The sequence below is a fragment of the Pseudomonas sp. GW822-FHT01E03 genome, assembly GCF_058802985.1.
The window spans coordinates 439362-460051 of sequence record NZ_JBXAOQ010000002.1; the positions used below are offsets into that span (position 1 = coordinate 439362).

Genomic DNA, 20690 nt, shown 5'->3' on the forward strand with positions numbered 1-20690 from the left:
ATGGTCGTTAACGATAACGTTGGAAACCTGACACCCAGCGGCGTTCTCCAGTCCATCGCGAGCAGGCTCGCTCCTACAGGTGAAAGGTGACTGGCAGAAACAAAAATGCCCCGCACTTGGCGGGGCATTTTTTGTCCGACGGTTAAGCCTTACAGCCCGTCGAGCATCGCCTTGTTACGCACAGCACCCTTGTCGGCGCTGGTGGCCAGCAGGGCGTAGGCTTTCAGGGCGGTGGTCACTTTACGTGGACGCACTTCCACCGGTTTCCAGCCTTTCTTGTCCTGCTCGACCCGGCGTGCCGCCAGTTCTTCGTCGCTGACCAACAGGTTGATCGAGCGGTTCGGAATGTCGATCAGCACTTTGTCGCCGTCCTGTACCAGGCCAATCGCGCCGCCGGCAGCTGCTTCAGGCGAAGCGTGGCCGATGGACAGGCCCGAGGTGCCGCCGGAGAAACGGCCGTCGGTGAGCAGGGCGCAGGCTTTGCCCAGGCCTTTGGATTTCAGGTACGAAGTCGGGTAGAGCATTTCCTGCATGCCCGGGCCGCCTTTCGGGCCTTCGTAGCGAATGATGACGATGTCGCCTTCTTTCACTTCGTCGGCGAGGATGCCGCGTACGGCGCTGTCCTGGCTTTCGAAGATCTTCGCGTTGCCTTCGAACACGTGGATCGATTCGTCGACGCCAGCGGTTTTCACCACGCAGCCATCCAGAGCGATGTTGCCGTAGAGCACGGCCAGGCCGCCTTCTTGCGAGTAAGCGTGCTCGACACTGCGGATGCAGCCGTTTTCACGGTCGTCGTCCAGGGTTTCCCAACGGGTCGACTGGCTGAACGCGGTTTGCGTCGGGATGCCCGCCGGACCGGCCTTGAAGAAGTGGTGCACGGCTTCGTCGTTGGTCTGGGTGATGTCCCACTTGGCGATGGCTTCTTCCATGCTGCGGCTGTGCACGGTCGGCAGCTGGGTGTGCAGCAAACCGCCACGGGCCAGCGAACCGAGGATGCTGAAGATCCCGCCGGCACGGTGCACGTCTTCCATGTGGTACTTCTGGATGTTCGGCGCGACCTTGCACAGTTGTGGCACGTTGCGAGAAAGACGGTCGATGTCGCGCAGGTCGAAATCGATCTCGGCTTCCTGGGCTGCGGCCAGCAAGTGCAGGATGGTGTTGGTGGAACCGCCCATGGCGATGTCCAGGGTCATGGCGTTTTCGAACGCCTGGAAGTTGGCGATGTTGCGCGGCAACACCGACTGATCGTTCTCGCCGTAGTAACGCTTGCACAGCTCGACGATGGTGCGGCCGGCCTGCAGGAACAGCTGCTCGCGGTCGCTGTGGGTGGCCAGGGTCGAACCGTTGCCCGGCAATGCCAGACCCAGCGCTTCGACCAGGCAGTTCATCGAGTTGGCGGTGAACATGCCGGAGCACGAACCGCAGGTCGGGCAGGCGCTACGCTCGTACTCGGCGACTTTCTCATCAGAAGCGCTGGAGTCGGCGGCGATCACCATGGCGTCGACCAGGTCGAGGCCGTGGGAAGCGAGTTTGGTCTTGCCGGCTTCCATCGGGCCGCCGGAGACGAAGATCACCGGGATGTTCAGGCGCAGGGACGCCATCAGCATGCCAGGGGTGATCTTGTCGCAGTTGGAGATGCACACGATGGCGTCGGCGCAGTGGGCGTTGACCATGTACTCGACGGAGTCGGCGATGATCTCGCGGCTCGGCAGCGAATACAGCATGCCGTCGTGGCCCATGGCGATGCCGTCGTCCACAGCGATGGTGTTGAATTCTTTTGCCACACCGCCAGCGCGTTCGATCTCGCGGGCGACGAGTTGGCCCAGATCTTTCAGGTGCACGTGGCCCGGTACGAACTGGGTGAAGGAGTTGGCAATGGCGATGATCGGCTTCTTGAAGTCGTCATCTTTCATCCCCGTGGCGCGCCACAGAGCGCGGGCGCCGGCCATGTTGCGGCCGTGGGTGGATGTTTTCGAGCGGTAATCAGGCATGAAGCACTCCGGGCGGCTAATCAGGTATCAAAAGGGAAGTGAGCTTCTATTGACGTCTGGAACACTCAGAAATGGCCGCGTGTCCGGAAGTTGCCGATAACTTTGCGGGATCGCCGCGCGCTTCAGCTTGAGCTCATAAACCCGCCGGGGATGACTGGCGATGAATGTTCGCGATTCTACACGGCTGGCGGCTGGAGGGAATGGCTGCAAGCATTCACAAGACGTTCGGCGACCACCCCTGTAGGAGCGAGCTCGCGATGAACCCGAGAACGCCGCGGGGTGCCAGGCTTCCCGCGTCATCGTTGACCACCATCGCGAGCTCGCTCCTACAGGGATTAGCGTTGTGCATCAGAGCCACATGGCATCCCACAGCGGGTAGTCTCCAACCCGAGTCACGAGTCCGGCACGCAAAGGGTTGGCGATGATGTATCGGGCTGCTGCTTTCAGGTTTTCCTCGCGACGCAAGGCCCGGTCGAAGTAACCCTTTTGCCATAGCGTTTCGTGGCGACCTCTTTGCTGGTTGATGGCGCGAGCACTTCTTGATTTGGCCGCTTGCATCAGTTTCGGCAAATCACCGTTGTGCAATTCAACCAGCCAATGAAAGTGATCCGGCATGACCACCCAGGCTATTGAGGTGGCATTGCCGGCTTCATGAGCTCTTCTGAATTCGCTCACTACCAAGCGTCCAACGTACAAATCATTGAAGAACGGTTGCCGTTCATGGGTGACTGCGGTCAGGAGATAGACGCGACCGGATTCCGAGCGGCGACCAGTACGTAAACGGTTAGCTTGCGGCGTGTTGGACATTCCGTTGTCCTCTTCTGTGGTTAGAAGAGAAACGGTAGGCGCGGGATGGGAGGTTGCCGCTTCGACTGTGGGTCAGGATGTGTCGTGCACTGTAGGAGCGAGCTCGCTCGCGATGAACCCGAGAACACCACGGGGTGCCAGGTATCCCGCGTTATCGTTGACGACCATCACGAGCAACCAAGCGTCGACAGGCTGTTCCTGCAGTCAGTGCCCTATCCTGGCATTCGTCAGCAACCCCAAAAGGCTGAAGGCGATGAAGCTAACCGCGATGGTCATCAGCAAATTGTCCCCGGTTTGTGCGAGCGCAGCGCTGCTGAGCGCGGCGGTGATGAACATAATGCTATTGCCCGCAGAGGCTGCCGTTCCAGCGCTGTTTGAGAACAGCAACATCGCTGCGGAAATAGCGGCAGGTCGCACCAGGGTGACTGCCAGGGCACTGATCAGCATCGGTATAAGCAGGGTGATAGTTGTCATCGCTTCATAACGGACGATCAATGCTAACAACACACCGGCGACACCCAGCAATCCAAGCCCGGTGTTGATTTGCAGCGTGAGGGAGATATGTTTCTGCACGGCGCTGGCAACTATCCCGCCAAGGAAATAGGCCAACCCATACACCATAAGCACCAGCGCGTACTGGTATTCGGATAACTTGAACTCATCCATGAAAATCAGCGGCGTTACGCTGATCAACGCGAAATAACAAGCAAACACTAATGCGGCAATCCACCAGTAGCGAATGAAGTCTCGATTTCCAGCAATGGATTTCAGCGTGCGTAGCACGGAAACGGATGTTCTTTGATGGCTGACTGCTTTGGAGGGCAGTATTACTTGGGCATGGATGAACATGCCGAGCGCCATGAGTGCAAAACCATAAAAGCTTCCCTGCCAATCGAACGTGGTTTGCAACCATGATCCCAATAGCGGCGACAGTGCAACAAAGGAGCCGCTCAGTGTCATGTAGTAAATTCGCACTCGGGCCCGATCCTGTTCTTCGAACAAGTCTTCCACCAGTGCATGACCCAGCACAAAGAAACCACATCCGATTGCCTGGATGGCGCGAAATAGCAGGAAGCCCGGATAGTTCGTAACCAGCACGCACCCTATCGAGCCGAGCGTAGAAACAACGATGCAACCAAGAAGAACTTCCTTACGCCCCCACTTATCTGAGAGCGGGCCGGTTATTAATTGAGAAATCGCAAAAACCAGCGTGAACAGGCTGGTGGACAGGGCGATTTCTGCGGTTGAAGTGTTGAATTCCTCGGCCAAGGCAGGAAAAGAAGGCAGGAGGATATTCAGCGGGAAAAAACTGATTAACGAAATATTGGTAATGAGGATAAAGCGGGAGGCCCGTTGGCGTTTCAGGTCGCCACTTAGAGCTGGGTAAGAGGACTCAGACATTGTTTTTGTTTTCCGGAGTGATCAAGCGGTCATGCTTGAAACCAGAAACCGATACTAGTCTGGGGCGCAGGGAATACAATCAAAAGCGCTGTAGGGAGTTTCCCGTTTTGATGCGGGATTATCCCGAAGGAAATAACCCCGTAGGAGCGAGCTTGCTCGCGATGAACCCGAGAACGCCGCGGGGCATCAGGTTCCCCGCGTAATCGTTGACGACCATCGCGAGCAAGCTCGCTCCTACAGTGGTCTGTGTTGTTAGCTGTTTGGCAGCAACCGGCAGGTAATGCTCTTGATGTAGCGGGTTTCCGGGATGGCCGGATGCACTGGATGATCCGGACCCTGGCCGCCGCGTTCCAGCATCTGGATATTGCGATCCAGGTGACGGGCGCTGGTCAGCAGGATGTTCTGCAGGTCGTCTTCCGGCAGGTGCATCGAGCAGGATGCGCTGAACAGGATGCCGTCCTTGGTCAGCAGGCGCATGGCTTGTTCGTTCAGGCGGCGGTAGGCGCCTTCGCCGTTTTTCATGTCTTTCTTGCGTTTGATGAACGCCGGCGGGTCGGCCACGATCACGTCGAAGCGTTCTTCGCTGGCTTTCAGCTCTTTGAGGGCTTCGAACACGTCGCCTTCGATGCAGGTCATTTTTTCGGCGAAGCCGTTCAGCGCGGCGTTGCGCTCGACGCCGTCGAGGGCGAAGGCCGACGCATCGACGCAGAACACTTCACTGGCGCCGAACGCGGCAGCCTGCACGCCCCAGCCACCGATGTAGCTGTAGAGGTCCAGTACGCGCTTGCCCTTGGCATAAGGCGCCAGGCGTGCGCGGTTCATGCGGTGGTCGTAGAACCAGCCGGTTTTTTGACCCTGGATGACCGGGGCTTCGAACTTCACGCCGTTCTCTTCGAGGGCAACCCACTCCGGCACCAGGCCGAACACGGTTTCGACGTAGCGGTTGAGGCCTTCGGCATCACGGGCAGCGGAGTCGTTCTTGAACAGAATGCCGCTTGGCTTGAGCACTTGGGTCAGCGCCGCGATCACGTCGTCTTTATGGGCTTCCATGGTCGCCGATGCGATCTGCACCACCAGGATGTCGCCGAAACGGTCGACCACCAGGCCTGGCAGCAGGTCGGAATCGCCGTAGACCAGGCGATAGAACGGCTTGTCGAACAGGCGCTCGCGCAGGGACAGGGCCACGTTCAGGCGGTGCACCAGCAGCGATTTGTCCAGCGGCAGCTTGATGTCGCGCGACAGCAAGCGGGCGCAGATCAGGTTGTTCGGGCTCATGGCGACGATGCCCAGCGGCTTGCCGCCGGCGGCTTCGAGGATCGCCTGGTCGCCGGCCTTGAAACCGTGCAAAGGCGTAGCGGCTACATCGATTTCGTTGCTGTAGACCCACAAGTGACCGTTGCGCAGACGACGGTCGGCGTTGGCTTTGAGGCGCAGGCTAGGCAGGGACATGTCGTCGCTCCGGAAAAAAGAGCGGGAGTATAGCGTGTTGAGGCCCCGGATTGGCCTGCAAGTGGACATGTGGCGAGGGTTGTCTTGCGATTTGGTATGTCGGATCCAACTTTATAAAGGTTAGAATCGCCGTCTGACCCAGAGTGTGCACACATGTCCCAAGAGCTGACTTCCGAACAGATCCAACAAGCCCTGCAGGGCATCAGCGTACCGGCCCAGCCGCAAATCATGGTGGATTTGCAGATGGAGCAGTACATGCCCGACCCGGATCTGGAAGTCATCGCCAAACTGATCTCCCAGGATCCGGGCCTTTCCGGTTCCTTGCTGAAAATCGTCAATTCGCCGTATTACGGCCTGAGCAACAAGATTGCCTCGATCCAGCGTGCGGTGAATCTGCTGGGCAGCCGCTCGGTCATCAACCTGATCAATGCACAGTCGATCAAGGGCGAGATGAATGACGACACCATCGTCACCCTGAACCGTTTCTGGGACACCGCTCAGGACGTGGCAATGACCTGTCTGACCCTGGCCAAGCGCATCGGCGTTGAAAATGGCGACGAAGCGTACGCCCTGGGTTTGTTCCACGACTGCGGCGTGCCCTTGATGCTCCAGCGTTTCCCCGACTACATGGGCGTTCTGGAGCAGGCCTATGCCAACGCCAGCGCCGAATGCCGGGTGGTGGACACGGAGAATCAGGTGTTCAATACCAATCACTCGGTGGTCGGGTATTACACGGCCAAGTCCTGGCGTCTGCCGGAACATGTGAGTGCTGCGATTGCCAATCATCACAATGCCCTGGCGATATTCAGCGATGAATCTTCGCGCAACAGTTCGTTGAAGAACCTGTTGGCGATCCTGAAGATGGCCGAGCATATTTGCGCGTCGTACCGGGTGCTGGGCAATCAGGCCGAAGATCATGAGTGGAACAGCATCGCGCCGCTAGTGCTCGATTATGTCGGCCTCTCGGACTACGACTTCGAGACCCTCAAACAGACGATCCGCGACCTCGGCACTCATCGCTGAGTGTCGGAACCTTCCAGGCCATGCGCCTGATCCGAGAGCACCATGCCTGAATTGCCAGAAGTCGAAACCACCCGTCGCGGTATCGCGCCGTTCCTGGAAGGCCAGCGGGTCAGCCGGGTGATCGTGCGTGAACGCCGCTTGCGCTGGCCAATTCCCGAGGACCTTGATGTGCGGTTGTCCGGGCAGCGCATCGTACTGGTGGAGCGGCGCGCCAAATACCTGCTGATCAATGCCGAAGTCGGCACCTTGATCAGCCATTTGGGCATGTCAGGCAATTTGCGTCTGGTGGAGGCCGGGCTGCCGGCGGCCAAGCATGAGCATGTGGACATCGAGCTGGAGTCGGGCCTGGCCTTGCGTTACACCGACCCACGGCGTTTCGGCGCAATGCTCTGGAGCCTCGACCCGCTCAATCACGAATTGCTGATCCGCCTGGGGCCTGAGCCGCTGACCGACCTGTTCGACGGCGAGCGCCTGTTCCAGCTGTCCCGTGGACGTTCGATGGCGGTCAAGCCGTTCATCATGGATAACGCGGTAGTGGTGGGCGTCGGCAATATCTACGCGACCGAAGCGTTGTTCGCTGCCGGGATCGACCCGCGTCGCGAAGCCAAGAGCATTTCCCGTGCGCGTTACTTGAAGCTGGCCATCGAGATCAAGCGCATCCTGGCGGCCGCTATCGAGCGCGGCGGTACCACGCTGCGGGACTTTATCGGTGGCGACGGTCAGCCTGGTTATTTCCAGCAGGAACTGTTCGTGTACGGCCGTGGTGGTGAGCACTGCAAGGTCTGTGGCACGGGCCTGCGGGAAGTGAAACTCGGGCAGCGTGCCAGCGTTTTTTGTCCGCGTTGTCAGAGCTGAAAGTCAGTCAGATTTTCAGTGAGGCTGATGACGTCATCGCGAGCAAGCTCGCTCCCACAGGGGTTTTGTGAACGATGCAATTCCAGTGTGGGAGCGAGCTTGCTCGCGATGAGGCCCGAAAGAGCACTGCATCATTCAAGCCTTGCCGGTAATTTTCCGGTACTTCTCCATCAACTGTTCTTCAGTCTCCGGATGAGCTTCGTCCAGTGGAATGCAATCCACCGGGCAGACTTGCTGGCACTGCGGTTCGTCGTAGTGGCCGACACACTGGGTGCACAAGTTCGGGTCGATCACGTAGATCTCTTCGCCTTGGGAAATGGCGGCGTTCGGGCACTCGGGTTCGCAGACGTCGCAGTTGATGCAATCGTCGGTGATGATCAGGGACATGCTAACTCCAGCCGGGGCGGCAGGCCCGGGCGTAATAAACCAATGCGTCTAATTGTGCCGCATTGGCGCTGTGGGAGCGAGCTTGCTCGCGAAAAACCTGAGAACGCCGCGGGGTGTCAGGTTTCCCGCGTTATCGTTGACGTCCATCGCGAGCAGGCTCGCTCCTACAGTTTACTTCTTGAAGCGTTCGGTCAGTGCGTCCGCCACCACAGGGTGCACGAACTTGGTGATATCGCCGCCCAGGGCTGCGATTTCACGGACCAGCGTCGAGGAAATGAACGAATAACGCTCGGACGGGGTCAGGAACAGGCTTTCCACGTCCGGCGCCAACTGGCGGTTCATGTTGGCCAGCTGGAATTCGTATTCGAAGTCCGACACCGCGCGCAAACCACGCAGGAACACGTTGGCATTCTTCTCTTTGGCGAAGTGCGCCAGCAGCGTCGAGAAGCCGACGACTTCAACGTTCGGCAGATGTTTAGTCACCTCGCGCGCCAGTTCTACCCGTTGTTCCAGAGGAAACAACGGGTTTTTCTTCGGGCTCGCGGCGACGGCGATGATCACGTGATCGAACAGGCGCGAGGCGCGTTCGACCAGATCGCCATGGCCCTTGGTAATAGGGTCGAAGGTACCTGGGTACAACACTCGGTTCATCGCGTCGTCCTGGCGGGAATCCGTTGGGGAGTCGGATGGTATCGCAGCCTTCCCGGTCGGCCAAGTCGCCTGTTGGGTAAGAAAGCACTATAGACGATGGGAATTATCGTCATTTTCATGGGTTTTTTAAACGCTCGGCCAGGGATGTCGCCAGTTGCGCCGTCAGTCCGTAGACCGACAGCTGCGGATTGGCGCCAATGCTGGTGGGGAACAGCGAGCCGTCGTGGATCGACAGATTGCCCAGTTGATGATGCCGGCCGAGGCTGTCGGTCACTGCGATTGTCGGGTCTTCACCCATGGCGCAACCGCCCATCACGTGGGCACTGCCCAGGCGTGTGCGATATAACTCCAGGCTCAGGCTGTCGATCAGCGTGCGCGCTTCGGCGAGGGTCTTCACGTAGCGGGCGTCGGCGTGCATCGGCATCACGGCCTTGGCGCCACCGGCAAACTGTATCTCGGCCATGGTATGGAACGCCCGGCGCAATCCATCCCAGGCGTAGGGTGATAGCTGATAGTCCAGCACCGGCGTGTCATCGCTGCGCAATTCGACGCTGCCACCGGGACTGTCCGGGTGAAAACCGTCCCGCAGCAACGCCAGCATGGCGTGGGTATGGGCCAGATTGGCCATGTGTTGCGAGTTTTCCTGACCGAAACCACCGAGCAAAGTCGTGGCCAGCGCCGGGTGCAGAGGAGGGACTTCCAGTTTGTAGGACATTTTGCCCGTGGTGCCGTCCTGCCATTGGAAATGGTCGGAATAGATCGACTGCGGCGCGCCGTAGAAGGGGTTGACCACTTCGTCGAACAACGCGGCGGACATGTTTACCGGGTGCAGGAATGTGCGTTTGCCCAGGCGCTTGTGCGGGTCGGGTGCCCCGGAACGCATCAGCAAGGCCGGGCTGTTGATGCCGCCACCGGCCAGCACGAAATGCCGCGCCTTGACCGTGATGGTGCGTCCGGTCGGTGCGACGCAGCGTTCATCCATCGCCGAACATTGCAGGCCGGTGACCTTGTCGCCACTGATCGTGAGTTTTTCGGCGCGGGCCAGGTAAAGCAGCTCACCGCCTTTTTCCAGTGTCGCCGGAATGGTGGTGACCATCATCGATTGCTTGGCGTTGGTCGGGCAGCCCATGCCGCAGTATCCGAGGTTCCAGCAGCCGCGAACGTTGCGCGGGATGACGTGCCATGAGTAATTCAGTGCTTCGCAGCCCTTGCGGATCACATCGTTGTTGGCGTTGGGCGGCACCATCCACGGCGCGACGCCCAGGCGTTGCTCCATTTTCTCGAACCACGGCGCCATTTCCGCCGGGCTGTGGCCCTTGACGTTGTGCTCTTTGGCCCAGTGTTCCAGGGTCGGCTCCGGGGTACGGAAACTGGAGGTCCAGTTGATCAGCGTGGTACCGCCCACCGCCCGGCCCTGGAGGATGGTGATCGCGCCGTCCTTGCTCATGCGGCCAATGCCTTCCTGATAAAGGTTGGCGTAGGCCTCATCTTCGAGCAGCTTGAAGTCGCTGCTGGTCTTGAGAGGGCCTTCCTCGATCAGCAGTACCTTGTAGCCGGCTGCGCTGAGGATTTCGGCGGTGGTGCCGCCGCCGGCACCGCTGCCGATGATCGCCACGTCCGCTTCGAGTGTAAGGTCCTGGGTCAGTTGCGAGCCGTTGTAGGTTTTCCAGCCTCGGGCCATGCCTTCGCGGAACGGATCGGGTACGGGCATTTTCGGATTCTCTTTTTATTGTTGGAGTAGGCGGTGAAGCGGCTGACGCTATCGCGAGCAAGCTCGCTCCCACAGGGGACCTCCAGTGTTCACACGGTCAGTGTGGGAGCGAGCTTGCTCGCGATGGGGTCGATTTGCTTTCAGACGGTTGGCGGCCCGGGATACCCGCAATGCGCCCACGATTCCTTGCGGCCGTACCAGGCCATCATCACCAGTTGCAGCAAGGAGCTGTGGCCCATGCGCAACAGGCTCAACGAGCTGTTTTCCCAGCGATCGAGAAAAGCTCGGATGTCGTTGGCACTGGCGTTTTCCCAACTGCCCCAGATCCCGGTCAGCGGTCCGCGGGTCACGGCCATTCCCAGCACATCGAACAGTTGTTGAGTCAGCTTGAGCATTTCCGGCGACAGGTGGGCCAGGCTGTAATCCAGGCTTTTCAGCGTGCCATCGACAGCCTCGGGCATCCGTTCGGCGGTCACGGCACCCTCGAGCATGACCGGGATCAACGCCCGCAAAAACAGCAGGTCGCCGCTGCGTAACGTGACGAAGCCATTGGCCGGGACGCTCGACGAACAGCCGCTGAGGCTGGCTCCGAGTCCGGCGGTGGCGAGGAAAGCTGTGGCGCCGAGGCTGAATTTAAGCAACCCGCGCCGTGACAGCGCGGGTGTATCGGACAGGCTGGGAGTCATTATTGTTATTACCCGACGGTGATTATCGTTAGCGGATGAACAGCTTCTGGATCAGCTTCTGAATCGACTTGCCGTACGGCGGATAGATCAACTTCGCGGCGTTGAACCGTTGTTTGATCAACACGCCCTTGGCTTTGCTGAAGGTCAGGAACCCTTCATGTCCGTGATAGTGGCCCATGCCCGAGGCACCAATGCCGCCAAACGGCATGTCGTCCTGGGCGACGTGCAGCAGGGTGTCGTTCAGGCACACGCCGCCGGAATGGGTTTCGTGCAACACGCGCTGTTGTTCGCGTTTGTCGTAGCCGAAGTAATACAGCGCCAGTGGGCGAGGGCGCTGGTTGATGTAGGCAAATGCCTGCTCCAGATCCTTGTACGGCACGATCGGCAGCAGCGGCCCGAAGATTTCGTCCTGCATCACCGTCATCTCGTCCGTGACATTGAGCAGCAGGCTATGGCTCATGCGGCGGCCCTGGCCCTGGTCGAACAGCGGCATCAGCAACGCACCCTTGCTGGTGGCGTCACTGACGTAACCGTTGAGACGCGCCAGCTGTCGCTCATTGATGATCGCGGTGTAGTCCGGGTTGTCGGCCAGCGTCGGATAAAACCCACGGACGGCTGTGCGATAGGCTTCGACGAAACCTCCGACGCGATTCTCCGGCACCAGCACATAGTCCGGGGCCACGCAGGTCTGGCCGGCATTCAGGGTCTTGCCGAAGGCGATGCGTTCGGCGGCGTCCTTGAGCGGCACATCCCGGGAAACGATGGCCGGGGATTTGCCGCCCAGCTCCAGGGTCACCGGGGTCAGGTTTTCCGCGGCGGCGCGCATGACGTGTTTGCCAATGCTGGTGGCGCCAGTGAACAGCAGGTGATCGAACGGCAGGCGTGAAAACGCCACGCCCATATCAGCCTCGCCCAGGACCACGCAAACCAGGTCTTCGGGGAATATCCGCGCCAGCAGTTGCTTCATCAGCAAGCCGGTCGCGGGGGTCGACTCACTGAGCTTGAGCATCACCCGATTGCCCGCCGACAGCGCGCCGACCAACGGACCGATGGCCAGATACAACGGGTAGTTCCACGGCACGATGACCCCGACCACGCCCAGCGGTTGGTAAACCACTTTGGCCGAAGCCGGCTGGAAAGCGGCGCCCACCTTGCGTCGCGAGGCTCGCATCCAGCCCTTGAGGTGTTTGCTGGCGTAATGGATGCCGTGCAGGCTGGGCATCAGTTCCGCGAGCAGGGTTTCATCGGCGCTGCGATGGCTGAAGTCCTGGCTGATCGCATCGATCAGGGCCTGGCGTTCATTGTTCAACAAATCCTTTAGCGCCTTGAGCCATTGCTGGCGCTGCGCGGCCGGTGGCATCGGGTTGGCGGCGTACGCGGCACGCTGGGCGTCGAACAGGGCCTGAAGCTCTTCCAGCGGCTGCTGTAGGTTCTGCAGGTAGGAAATTTCAGCAGTCATGGTCGGCTCCGGATTTATTGTAATGAAGCACTTTTTAGAGTCTATGCTCTAAAAAGTCAAATGACATCCTGGAACAGCTTTGTTTTATCCGCTCGCGGATAGATCTAAGATGCCCGTCAACGCACTCTGAATTAAAGCTCAAGCCATGGCCCCACGGATCAAAACCAGCGAGCGCATCGTGCAGAACAGCCTGGAGCTGTTCAACCAGCAGGGCGAGCGCAGCATCAGTACCAACCACATCGCTGCCCATATGGAAATTTCCCCGGGCAACCTGTACTACCACTTCCCGAACAAGCAGGCGATCATCGCGGTGCTGTTCAGCGAGTACGAAAGCCTGGTGGACAGCTTCCTGCGCCCGCCCCAGGGCCGTGCCGCCACGGTGGAAGACAAACGCTTCTACCTCAAGGAGCTGCTGTCGGCGATGTGGCGCTACCGGTTTCTGCATCGCGATCTCGAACATTTGCTCGACAGCGATCCGGACCTGGCCGACCGCTATCGACGCTTCTCCCAGCGCTGCCTGATACAGGGGGGGGCGATCTACGAAGGTTTCGTCGCCGCCGGCATCCTGAAGATGGACAAGGTGCAGATCGAATCCTTGACGCTCAATGCCTGGATCATCCTCACGTCCTGGGTGCGCTTCCTGTGCACCACGCGGGAGAACTCCAGCCACTTGAGCGAGCAGGCCATTAAACGCGGGGTGTATCAGGTGCTGGTGCTGGAGGCCGGGTTCGTTACGGACCAGGCCCGCGATGCGGTCAGCGCCTTGTTCGAAGAGTTTTACGTGCCCCTGGCCCAGGCACTGGAAGAAGTACAGTAGGATCAAGGCCGAGTTAATCACAGGAGCCCGCTATGCCCATTGCGCAACTGATCAGCCCGCAAGCACTGGACCTGAAAAAGGACCGGCCGGGGCTGGTGATTCTGGATTGTCGTTTTGCCCTCGAAGACCCGGATTACGGTCAGCGCAGCTATGCCGAAGGGCACATCGCCGGTTCGAGCTATGCCGACCTCGAGCGTGACCTGAGTGGCGCCGTGGTCAAGGGCGTGACCGGGCGTCATCCGTTACCCGAGCCGGCGCAACTGATCGAGCGCCTGCAAGCCTTTGGCATCAATGCCGATAGCGAAGTGGTTCTGTATGACGACGGTCCGGGGGCCTATGCGGCGCGGGCCTGGTGGTTGCTGGCATGGTTGGGCAAGCGCGACGGTGTGTTCATCCTTGATGGCGGTCTGAAGGCCTGGCACGCGGCCGGTTTGCCGCTGAGTCTGGATGCGCCGGCGATTCCCTGTGGTTCCTTCACCGGCAGTCCTGATACGGCGTTGCTGATCAGTGCCGAGCAGCTGCAAAAGCGCCTTGCACGGCCGGAACTGACCCTGCTCGATGCCCGCGCACTGCCGCGCTTCAAGGGTGAGGTGGAACCGATCGATCCGATTGCCGGGCACATCCCCGGCGCCCAGTGTGCTGCGTTTACCGAGAACCTGGGCAGCGACGGACGTTTTCTGCCGGTCGATCAGCTCAAGCAGCGTTTTGCCGCGAAACTGGGCGATCGTTCGCCAAATGATCTGGTGGCGTACTGCGGTTCCGGCGTGACGGCGTGCCACAACCTGTTTGCGTTGTGTCTGGCCGGTTATCCGTTGGGTTCGTTGTATGCCGGGTCGTGGAGCGAGTGGATCAACGAGCCTGCGCGGGGCATTGCCACCGGCGAATGAACGCCACGAAACCTTGTGGGAGCGAGCTTGCTCGCGATGGGGCCATTACATTCAATACTGATGCTGATTGTTAAGCCGCCATCGCGAGCAAGCTCGCTCCCACGGGAATGGATGGGGTTTGTGAGACCTCATCAAGCCTCAAGTCCCCGCTTTGCACTGCGATACGCCCCCGGTCCAACCCCATACACCTGCTTGAACTGCCGGCTCAGATGGCTCTGGTCGGCAAACCCCAGTTGCATCGCGACTTCCAGCGGCAGACAACCACTTTGCAGCAACGCCCGCGCCCGGGCGATGCGCTGTTGCATCAGCCAGGTGTGCGGCGGCATACCGGTGGCCCGGCGGAACACCCGGGCGAAATGGAATGGCGAGAGATTGACCGCCGTCGCCAGCGCTTCCAGTGAAGGCGGATCTGCCAATTGCGAGTGCAGCAATTCCTTGGCCAGGCTCACGGCACGGTGTTCCTTGCCGGGTTTGCCGGCATCAGGCACCGCCGCATGACGCTGCAACAGCGACAGCACCAGTTCACGCCAGACCGTTTGTTGCTGCAATGCGCTGGCGGGGCTTTCCAGCAAGCGGTGAAGTTGGCAGAAGCCGTTCACCAGATCCTGGTCGCGATACAGCGTGGCACCGAAGGCCGGCAAGTGGTGGGTTGGCAGTTCGAGTTCGGCCAGCAGCGAGGTCATCTGCCCGCTGTCCGGATAGAACGCCCGGTAAAGCCAGCCATCCTCGGTGCCTTTGTGACCGGTGTGCAGTTCATCAGGGTTGATCAGCACCAGCGTGCCGCTGCCTGCCAGGTGTTCGGCGCCGCGATAGCGATAACGCTGGGCGCCGGCCATGATCATGCCGATCACATAGCCGTCATGCACATGTGGGGCGAAACGATGGTCGATGTAGCGAGCGGACAATAACTCGACCCCGGCCAGTGGCGGGGTTTGCCAGAAGTGGATTGATTCGCCTTGGTCAGCGTCCATGATTCAAGAGCGCCCTATGGCGGCCAGCCACTCGGGGATACGTCGCTCCAGGTAGTAACCCGGTTGCCTGAGCGTACCGTCGACGAAGCCGACATGCCCGCCATTGGCTTGCAGTTCGAATTGCGTGCAAGCGGACAACTCATCGACCTGCGGCAGGCTGTGGGGAAACACGAAGGGGTCGTCGGCGGCCTGAATCATCAAGGTCGGCGTACGAATTTCGCCAAGGAAATAGCGGCTGGAGGCGCGGCGATAGTAATCCTCGGCATCGGCGAAACCGTGCAGTGGTGCAGTGACGCGTCCGTCGAAATCCCAGAACGTGCGCATGTTTTCCAGGGATCCGAGGGCCGCCAGGGCTGCCAGGCCCTCCTCGCGTCCGTCATGCTGGAATTGTCGCTGCTTGTTCTTGATGTAGGCGACCATCTCGCGCATGAAATGCGCCTGGTAAACCTTGGAGAAGCCTTGCCCGATACGGTCGGCGCACTGGTCCAGGCGGAACGGCACCGACACCGCCACGGCGCCCGTCACGCCGCTGTCGCTGCCGGTTTCGCCCAAATGCTTGAGCAGGACATTACCGCCCAGGGAGTAACCCACCGCATACAGTGGCGCGAGAGGCCGTTTGGCCCGCAAGTGCCTGATGGTTTCGGCCAGGTCTTCGCTGGCGCCGGAATGGTAGCTGCGCGGCAACAGGTTGGGTTCGCCCGAACAGCCGCGCCAGTTCAGCGCAACACTGGCCCAGCCTCGGTCGCCCAGGGCTTTTTGCATGCCGGCGACATAAGGCGAATTCGAGGACCCGGTGAGCCCGTGCAATACCAGCACCAACGGTGCGTCGGCGCTGTGCGGGCCGTGCCAGTCGAGATCGAGAAAATCGCCGTCTTCAAGCCAAAGACGCTCGCGTTCGCGACCGATGTGCACGGTTTTACGCCACAGCGGCCCCCACAAGGTTTGCAAGTGCGGATTGCCGAGGCCGAAGGCGGGGGTGAAGGACGGCGGTGGTGCCAGTGCGGGGTGCGGTTGCACAGTCATTCTCGGTGGAAGTGTTCATGAGCCTGCCCGAAGACGCGGCGGGACAGCGCCGCGACCGCGTCATCATGGCTGTCTAACTTGCCACAATCTCGCCAGGCACGCGACACATGGCATTGGTTGCGCTTTCGCTCGGAGCTGGCAGCGGTTGTTGATCTGTCTCAGGCCCCAGGATGACAACGCGCCATTGGTCGGCGTGGTAATGCCGGTTGAGCACGGTTTTGATTGATACCAGGTTCAACTTCAAGGCTGCTTGCGTGGCAAAGTCGAGGTCCAGCGGCAGATTGTGGGCGCCGATAGCGTGCAACTGTCTCAGAATCTGCCCATTGGTAGCGCTGTTCAATGGTGCGCTACCGGTCAGTTGTTGTTGGCTGTCTTCTAGTTCCTGTTGAGTCGGTCCCTGGGCGAGGAAGTCACTGAACATCGTCTTGATATGGGCCAGCACGGCATCGGCCTGCTCCGGTCGGGTCTGCAATTTGATAGTCAGCAACCCTTGTGCCTGAAAGGCTGAGAGGTCGGCTTTAACGTGATAGGTCAGACCTCGGCGTTCACGGAGTTCATTGGTCAGTCGGTTGGTGAAAACCCGCATGGCCATCTGTAGCGCGACGTAGTCCGGACTGCTTCGCAGGACACTTGGCTGGGCAAGGCGCAGGTAAGCCTCGGTCGATGCTCGCTTAACGCGCAGCAGGCTCGGGGCAGTTGGACTTGTCACTGGCTGGATCGCAGTAGCGGTCGGTCCCGGGGGCAAGGCTGCGGATATCTGTGCACCGATGCGCTGGGCTTCTTCCTCGGTGAGGTCACCGACCATTGTGATCTGGGCATTACCCGCGGCATAAGCCTCGCGATGAAAGTCTTGCGCCTGGTTGCGGGTGATGGAGGCAAGCCCGGCCCGGGTTCCGTAGAGGGACTGGGCATAACCGTGTTCGGGAAACAGCTGGCCGAGGTGCGCTTGTCGGGCTTGAGCGCCATGGGACTGATCTTCGCGGTCCAGAAAGTACTGCAGTTGGGATTTCACCGCAGGCAGGGACTCTTGCGGCAACAGCGGCTTGCCGAGTACCTGGGCAAACAGCTCCAGGGCTGGAGTGCGCCGTGATTCGTCACTCAGGCTACGCAGGGAAAAATGGGTCCGGTCCTGGTCAATGTCCATGCCCATTCTTGCGCCCAAGTCATCGAACGTCGCCTGTATGGCGTTGACATCCTTGCCCGTCACGCCTTCATTCAAAAGGCTGAAGGTCACCGCTGCCAGGCCGGGCTGATGCGGTGTGTGGGCGCTGCCAGCGGCAAAGCTCACAAGGACGTCAAACATCGGCAAGCCGGGCGTGCGGATGAACAGGATCTTCGTTCCGCTGAGAGTTTTGTAACCCTTGATCGACAGCGAGCGGTGGATCGCCGGAGTCTGTGGTTCATTGAGCGATTGCAGCACTGGTTTCCGGGGTGTCGTGGTTTCAGCGGCAGAGGCCTGTGCACTCAACAGCATGCCGGCCAGGATCAATCCATTGATGAGGCCTTTGAGCTTATCCATTGTTTTTCTCCGGCAAGATTTTCGCGGTACTCAGGCGCTCACGCGTCAGGTAAGTCTTTGCGGCCAGTTGAATATCCAGGGGTGTGACCTTGTTCAGCTCATCCGTATCCTGATCGGCCAGCCGCCAGTCCAGGCCGATGGTTTCCAGCAGGCCCAAGGTGTTGGCCTGCCCTTCCAGATCATCCTGCGCATAAACCGTGTTAGCGATCACAAGGTTTTTCGCGCGCTCCAGCTCTGTCGGTTCCGGTGCCTTGCTCTTGAGTGATTCGATCACTTGCCACAGACGGGCGAGGGCTTCATCAGCGTCATTGAGCTTGTCCGGATTGAGCTGTGTGGCGATGGTCAGCAACGAATCGCCGCGATTGAAAGCGTCGTACTCTGAGTGGGCCTCGGTGAATATTGCCTCGCTCAGTTGCAGTTGCTGTTTGATCCGCGCGCTACTGGATCCGGCCAGTAACATATCGAGCAAACGCAGGGCATGTGCGGTCCGACGATCCGGTGCTGTAGCCAGGCTGGGCGCGTTGAAGCTCATGATCAGGCGCGGGGACGCTACCGGCGCGTGAAGGGTCAGTGACCGTTCACCGGCAGAAGCCAGCTCGACAGGGGCAGGCGCCGCGGGTGTCGCGCGCCGCTCAAGATGGCCGAAGTGCTGCTGTGCCAGGGCTTTGATCCGTTCAGGTGCAACATCGCCAACAACTATCAGCGTCGCATTGTCCGGCGAATACCAGGCCTGATACCACTGTTGCAATTGCGCGGTGTTCATGCGTTGCAGATCGTGCATCCAGCCGATCGTCGGGGTGCGGTAGCCGCTGGCCGGGTGAGCGATGCTGTTCAGTCGTTCGTGAGCAGACACGGTGATTTCATCATCAACGCGCATTCGACGCTCCTCCTGAATGACCTTGAGTTCCGGTGTGAAGTCCTGTTCATTCAGCTCGGCCGTACTCATCAGGTCGGCCAGTATTTCGAAAGCGACGCCAGTGCGGTCGGAAGACAGTGTCTGGTGAAAGACCGTGAAATCAGTGCCGGTAAATGCGTTTTGCCTGCCGCCCAGTTTTTCCAGTATCGCCGCGAACTCTCCAGCGCAGGCCTTGCTGCTGCCTTTGTAGGCCATGTGTTCGAGGGCGTGGGACAGGCCGGACTGGCCGGGCGGTTCGTAGCTTGAACCGACTTTGATCCAGAGTTGGGCGGTGACGATGGGGGAGCGGTGGTCCTCGCGCACGACAACCTTGAGGCCGTTGTCCAGTACGAAGTCTTGCGTCGCAGGGGGTGTCGCCGCGCTGGCGATGAGCGGTAGCCAGGCGATAAAGGGCAGCACAAACGTGCTGCGGGAGATGTTCATCCGTGTTCATCCTCAGTGGTTTGCAGTTAATTGCGCAAACCACTGTGGATGATCCGAAAGGACGTCAGGCGGTAACTATGTAGTGCATTCCCTGCACCAGTTTCAGGGTGCCCTCGCTCATCTCGGCGCGGGTTTGCAGGTTGATCATGAACGGGCCACGCTCCTGCATCGGCGTAAAGCCCGAATACACGCCGTAAGTCAGGCCACGCTTCTCGCGCACTTCGCTCATCAAGCGGGTGCCGAAGCCGCCGCCACCGAGAATCTGGTTACCCATGGACAATGCCGCATAGTCCGGGTCATCGCGATCGATGCCCAATTGCGCGAGCATCAGGTTGGTCTGCTTGGACGGAAACTGTGTCTCGCTTGCTTGGGAGCACGAACAGTGTGGGGCTGCGAGCGGTGCAGGTTCGGCAACCCCCTGGTTCGCTGTTTGCAATTCAGCGGCAGGCTTGAAAATTGAACAACAGTGTTATTCCAGCGAACCATCCATTGGGAAAATGTGGGCTGTTGTCATCCGCTGCTCTGTGAAGTAAGTGTTGGCGAAGTCTTGAATGTCCTTGGCTGTGACGCTCAGCAAAGCTTGGTATTCCTGCGCCCTGTTACTCAGAGGCAGTTTTGAATGATGATATGTGGTGACGATGCTGGGTAAAGTCAAAGGATCTTGCTCATCTTTGGCCCAGAGGGCGAGTGTCTTTTCACGAGCCTGCTCCAAGGTTTGGGTGTCGATTGAATTTCGCTTTAGCTCACTTATGTAAGTGTGCAGTCCCTGCTCTAACTGACTTGGAGTTTGATCCGCCGACAGGGCCGTAACACTCAGATAAAAAAGGCCCGCATTTTCGTAGTTTCGCACGCCTGCGACGCCCCACCCGTCTGGAATTAGCAGGAAGTAGTTGGTTAGAAGCTCCGCGAGGATGCCCAAGGCGCCGAAAGCCTTGGGGTCTTCATTGAAGAAGTTACGGTCAGGCAAATTGAAACCTGTGACCGCAAAAGGCTCTTTAGTTTTTTTGCGTAGTTCGATATGCCGCTTGCCCGGTTCGGAAGTTACTTTGAGGTGGTTGAATGCCTCAAGAGGTCTATGTGGAATCGCAGAGAAGTGCTGTTCTGCCAACTCGAATACGTTGGCAGCACTCACATTGCCAACAACGACCAGCGTTGCATTATTGGGCATGTACCAACGCTGATGCCATTGGTGCAATTGATGGATATCAAGGCTTGAAAGGCTGGCCGGAGTGCCATCGGCCATATTGGAGTAACTACTGAAAGGATAAAGTAGTTCTTTGATTTCCTGTGGCGTGCTGTAGTTGGAGATAAAAACATCAGCTTCGGCTCGATAGCTATTTCGTAGTTGTATTCCTGACTGCAAAGATTCGTCGGTAATTTGTGGTGTTGCCATCATGATGGCGTATTGGCTGAAAGCCTCATTTAAGCTGGAAGGTAGTACCTGCTGTATATAAGACGTAAAGTCATCCCGATGGAACGAATTAAGCTCGTGCGAATCGGGTAATGCTATGTCTTGATTGTCTTGGAGTAAGACGCTTGCCAGCATGAGGTTGATCCCCGCGCTTTCCGGCGTTTCGTTACAGTGGCTCACTTTGTAGTTAAGTTCGATGTGTGCCTCAGTGGTACCACTGAGTTCGGCAACAATGATTGTCATGCCATTATCGAGAGTGAGCTCTTTTGTTGGAGTGGTGGGATATTTTGTCTGCATAGTTTG

18 protein-coding genes and 1 pseudogene are annotated in these 20690 nt (G+C 59.2%); 4 read left to right on the top strand and 15 right to left on the bottom strand.

Features of this window, described 5'->3' with window-relative positions; translation table 11 throughout:
- Positions 1-149: 149 nt before the first annotated feature.
- The 4 genes from ilvD to AC1RP7_RS05265 all read right to left on the bottom strand — a co-directional run bounded on the left by ilvD (position 150) and on the right by AC1RP7_RS05265 (position 5648).
- The gene (gene ilvD, locus AC1RP7_RS05250; protein WP_057712890.1) at positions 150-1991 is read right to left on the bottom strand and encodes a dihydroxy-acid dehydratase; all 1842 of its coding nucleotides are present in this window, start codon (positions 1989-1991) and stop codon (positions 150-152) included.
- Between the two features lie 348 nt (positions 1992-2339).
- On the bottom strand, positions 2340-2798 hold the full coding sequence (locus tag AC1RP7_RS05255) for an REP-associated tyrosine transposase (protein WP_493181372.1): 459 nt from the start codon (positions 2796-2798) through the stop codon (positions 2340-2342).
- Positions 2799-3002: 204 nt separating this feature from the next.
- Positions 3003-4199: an MFS transporter gene (locus AC1RP7_RS05260; protein ID WP_493181371.1), complete on the bottom strand. Its 1197-nt coding sequence runs from the start codon at positions 4197-4199 to the stop codon at positions 3003-3005.
- Between the two features lie 252 nt (positions 4200-4451).
- Positions 4452-5648 carry a class I SAM-dependent rRNA methyltransferase gene (locus AC1RP7_RS05265; RefSeq protein ID WP_057398123.1) on the bottom strand — a complete coding sequence of 399 codons (1197 nt, stop codon included), beginning with the start codon at positions 5646-5648 and terminating at the stop codon, positions 4452-4454.
- A 153-nt stretch (positions 5649-5801) separates the two neighbouring features.
- Between AC1RP7_RS05265 and AC1RP7_RS05270 the strand changes: the two genes are divergently transcribed.
- Positions 5802-6671, top strand: coding sequence for an HDOD domain-containing protein (locus AC1RP7_RS05270; RefSeq protein ID WP_090451968.1), 870 nt, complete (start codon positions 5802-5804; stop codon positions 6669-6671).
- A 42-nt stretch (positions 6672-6713) separates the two neighbouring features.
- Entirely contained in the window at positions 6714-7526 is an 813-nt protein-coding gene (gene mutM, locus AC1RP7_RS05275; protein WP_057712896.1) for a bifunctional DNA-formamidopyrimidine glycosylase/DNA-(apurinic or apyrimidinic site) lyase, read from the top strand.
- Positions 7527-7661: 135 nt separating this feature from the next.
- Here the strand turns inward: mutM and AC1RP7_RS05280 are convergent, their stop codons facing one another.
- The 5 genes from AC1RP7_RS05280 to AC1RP7_RS05300 all read right to left on the bottom strand — a co-directional run bounded on the left by AC1RP7_RS05280 (position 7662) and on the right by AC1RP7_RS05300 (position 12420).
- On the bottom strand, positions 7662-7913 hold the full coding sequence (locus AC1RP7_RS05280; RefSeq protein WP_003195146.1) for a YfhL family 4Fe-4S dicluster ferredoxin: 252 nt from the start codon (positions 7911-7913) through the stop codon (positions 7662-7664).
- A gap of 171 nt (positions 7914-8084) precedes the next feature.
- Positions 8085-8564 (bottom strand): pantetheine-phosphate adenylyltransferase, encoded by a 480-nt coding sequence (gene coaD, locus AC1RP7_RS05285; protein ID WP_046039203.1) that lies wholly within the window; start codon positions 8562-8564, stop codon positions 8085-8087.
- Between the two features lie 115 nt (positions 8565-8679).
- Positions 8680-10275, bottom strand: a complete 1596-nt coding sequence (locus AC1RP7_RS05290) for a GMC family oxidoreductase (RefSeq protein ID WP_493181370.1) — start codon at positions 10273-10275, stop codon at positions 8680-8682.
- 140 nt (positions 10276-10415) lie between these two features.
- A complete protein-coding gene (locus AC1RP7_RS05295; RefSeq protein ID WP_150814813.1) occupies positions 10416-10961 on the bottom strand; it encodes a twin-arginine translocation pathway signal protein in 546 nt (181 codons plus the stop codon).
- A 28-nt stretch (positions 10962-10989) separates the two neighbouring features.
- The gene (locus tag AC1RP7_RS05300; protein ID WP_057712899.1) at positions 10990-12420 is read right to left on the bottom strand and encodes a coniferyl aldehyde dehydrogenase; all 1431 of its coding nucleotides are present in this window, start codon (positions 12418-12420) and stop codon (positions 10990-10992) included.
- 145 nt (positions 12421-12565) lie between these two features.
- Between AC1RP7_RS05300 and AC1RP7_RS05305 the strand changes: the two genes are divergently transcribed.
- Together AC1RP7_RS05305 and AC1RP7_RS05310 are read left to right on the top strand one after the other, a co-directional pair.
- The gene (locus AC1RP7_RS05305; RefSeq protein ID WP_057712900.1) at positions 12566-13237 is read left to right on the top strand and encodes a TetR/AcrR family transcriptional regulator; all 672 of its coding nucleotides are present in this window, start codon (positions 12566-12568) and stop codon (positions 13235-13237) included.
- A gap of 32 nt (positions 13238-13269) precedes the next feature.
- Positions 13270-14124 carry a sulfurtransferase gene (locus AC1RP7_RS05310; protein WP_493181369.1) on the top strand — a complete coding sequence of 285 codons (855 nt, stop codon included), beginning with the start codon at positions 13270-13272 and terminating at the stop codon, positions 14122-14124.
- A gap of 131 nt (positions 14125-14255) precedes the next feature.
- On the opposite strand, the gene AC1RP7_RS05315 is transcribed toward AC1RP7_RS05310, so the two are convergent.
- The 6 genes and pseudogenes from AC1RP7_RS05315 to AC1RP7_RS05340 form a co-directional block, all read right to left on the bottom strand.
- The gene (locus AC1RP7_RS05315; protein ID WP_493181368.1) at positions 14256-15095 is read right to left on the bottom strand and encodes an AraC family ligand binding domain-containing protein; all 840 of its coding nucleotides are present in this window, start codon (positions 15093-15095) and stop codon (positions 14256-14258) included.
- Positions 15096-15098: 3 nt separating this feature from the next.
- Complete coding sequence (locus tag AC1RP7_RS05320; protein WP_493183952.1) at positions 15099-16094, bottom strand: hydrolase; 996 nt, start codon at positions 16092-16094, stop codon at positions 15099-15101.
- Between the two features lie 97 nt (positions 16095-16191).
- Positions 16192-17637 (bottom strand): M16 family metallopeptidase, encoded by a 1446-nt coding sequence (locus AC1RP7_RS05325; protein WP_493181366.1) that lies wholly within the window; start codon positions 17635-17637, stop codon positions 16192-16194.
- Positions 17630-18976, bottom strand: coding sequence for a M16 family metallopeptidase (locus AC1RP7_RS05330; protein ID WP_493181365.1), 1347 nt, complete (start codon positions 18974-18976; stop codon positions 17630-17632). Before AC1RP7_RS05330 ends, AC1RP7_RS05325 begins: the two co-directional genes overlap by 8 nt.
- A gap of 91 nt (positions 18977-19067) precedes the next feature.
- Positions 19068-19391 (bottom strand): annotated as a pseudogene (locus AC1RP7_RS05335) (M16 family metallopeptidase); the annotation flags it as partial.
- A 54-nt stretch (positions 19392-19445) separates the two neighbouring features.
- Positions 19446-20684 carry a M16 family metallopeptidase gene (locus tag AC1RP7_RS05340; RefSeq protein WP_493181364.1) on the bottom strand — a complete coding sequence of 413 codons (1239 nt, stop codon included), beginning with the start codon at positions 20682-20684 and terminating at the stop codon, positions 19446-19448.
- Between the last annotated feature and the right edge of the window lie 6 nt (positions 20685-20690).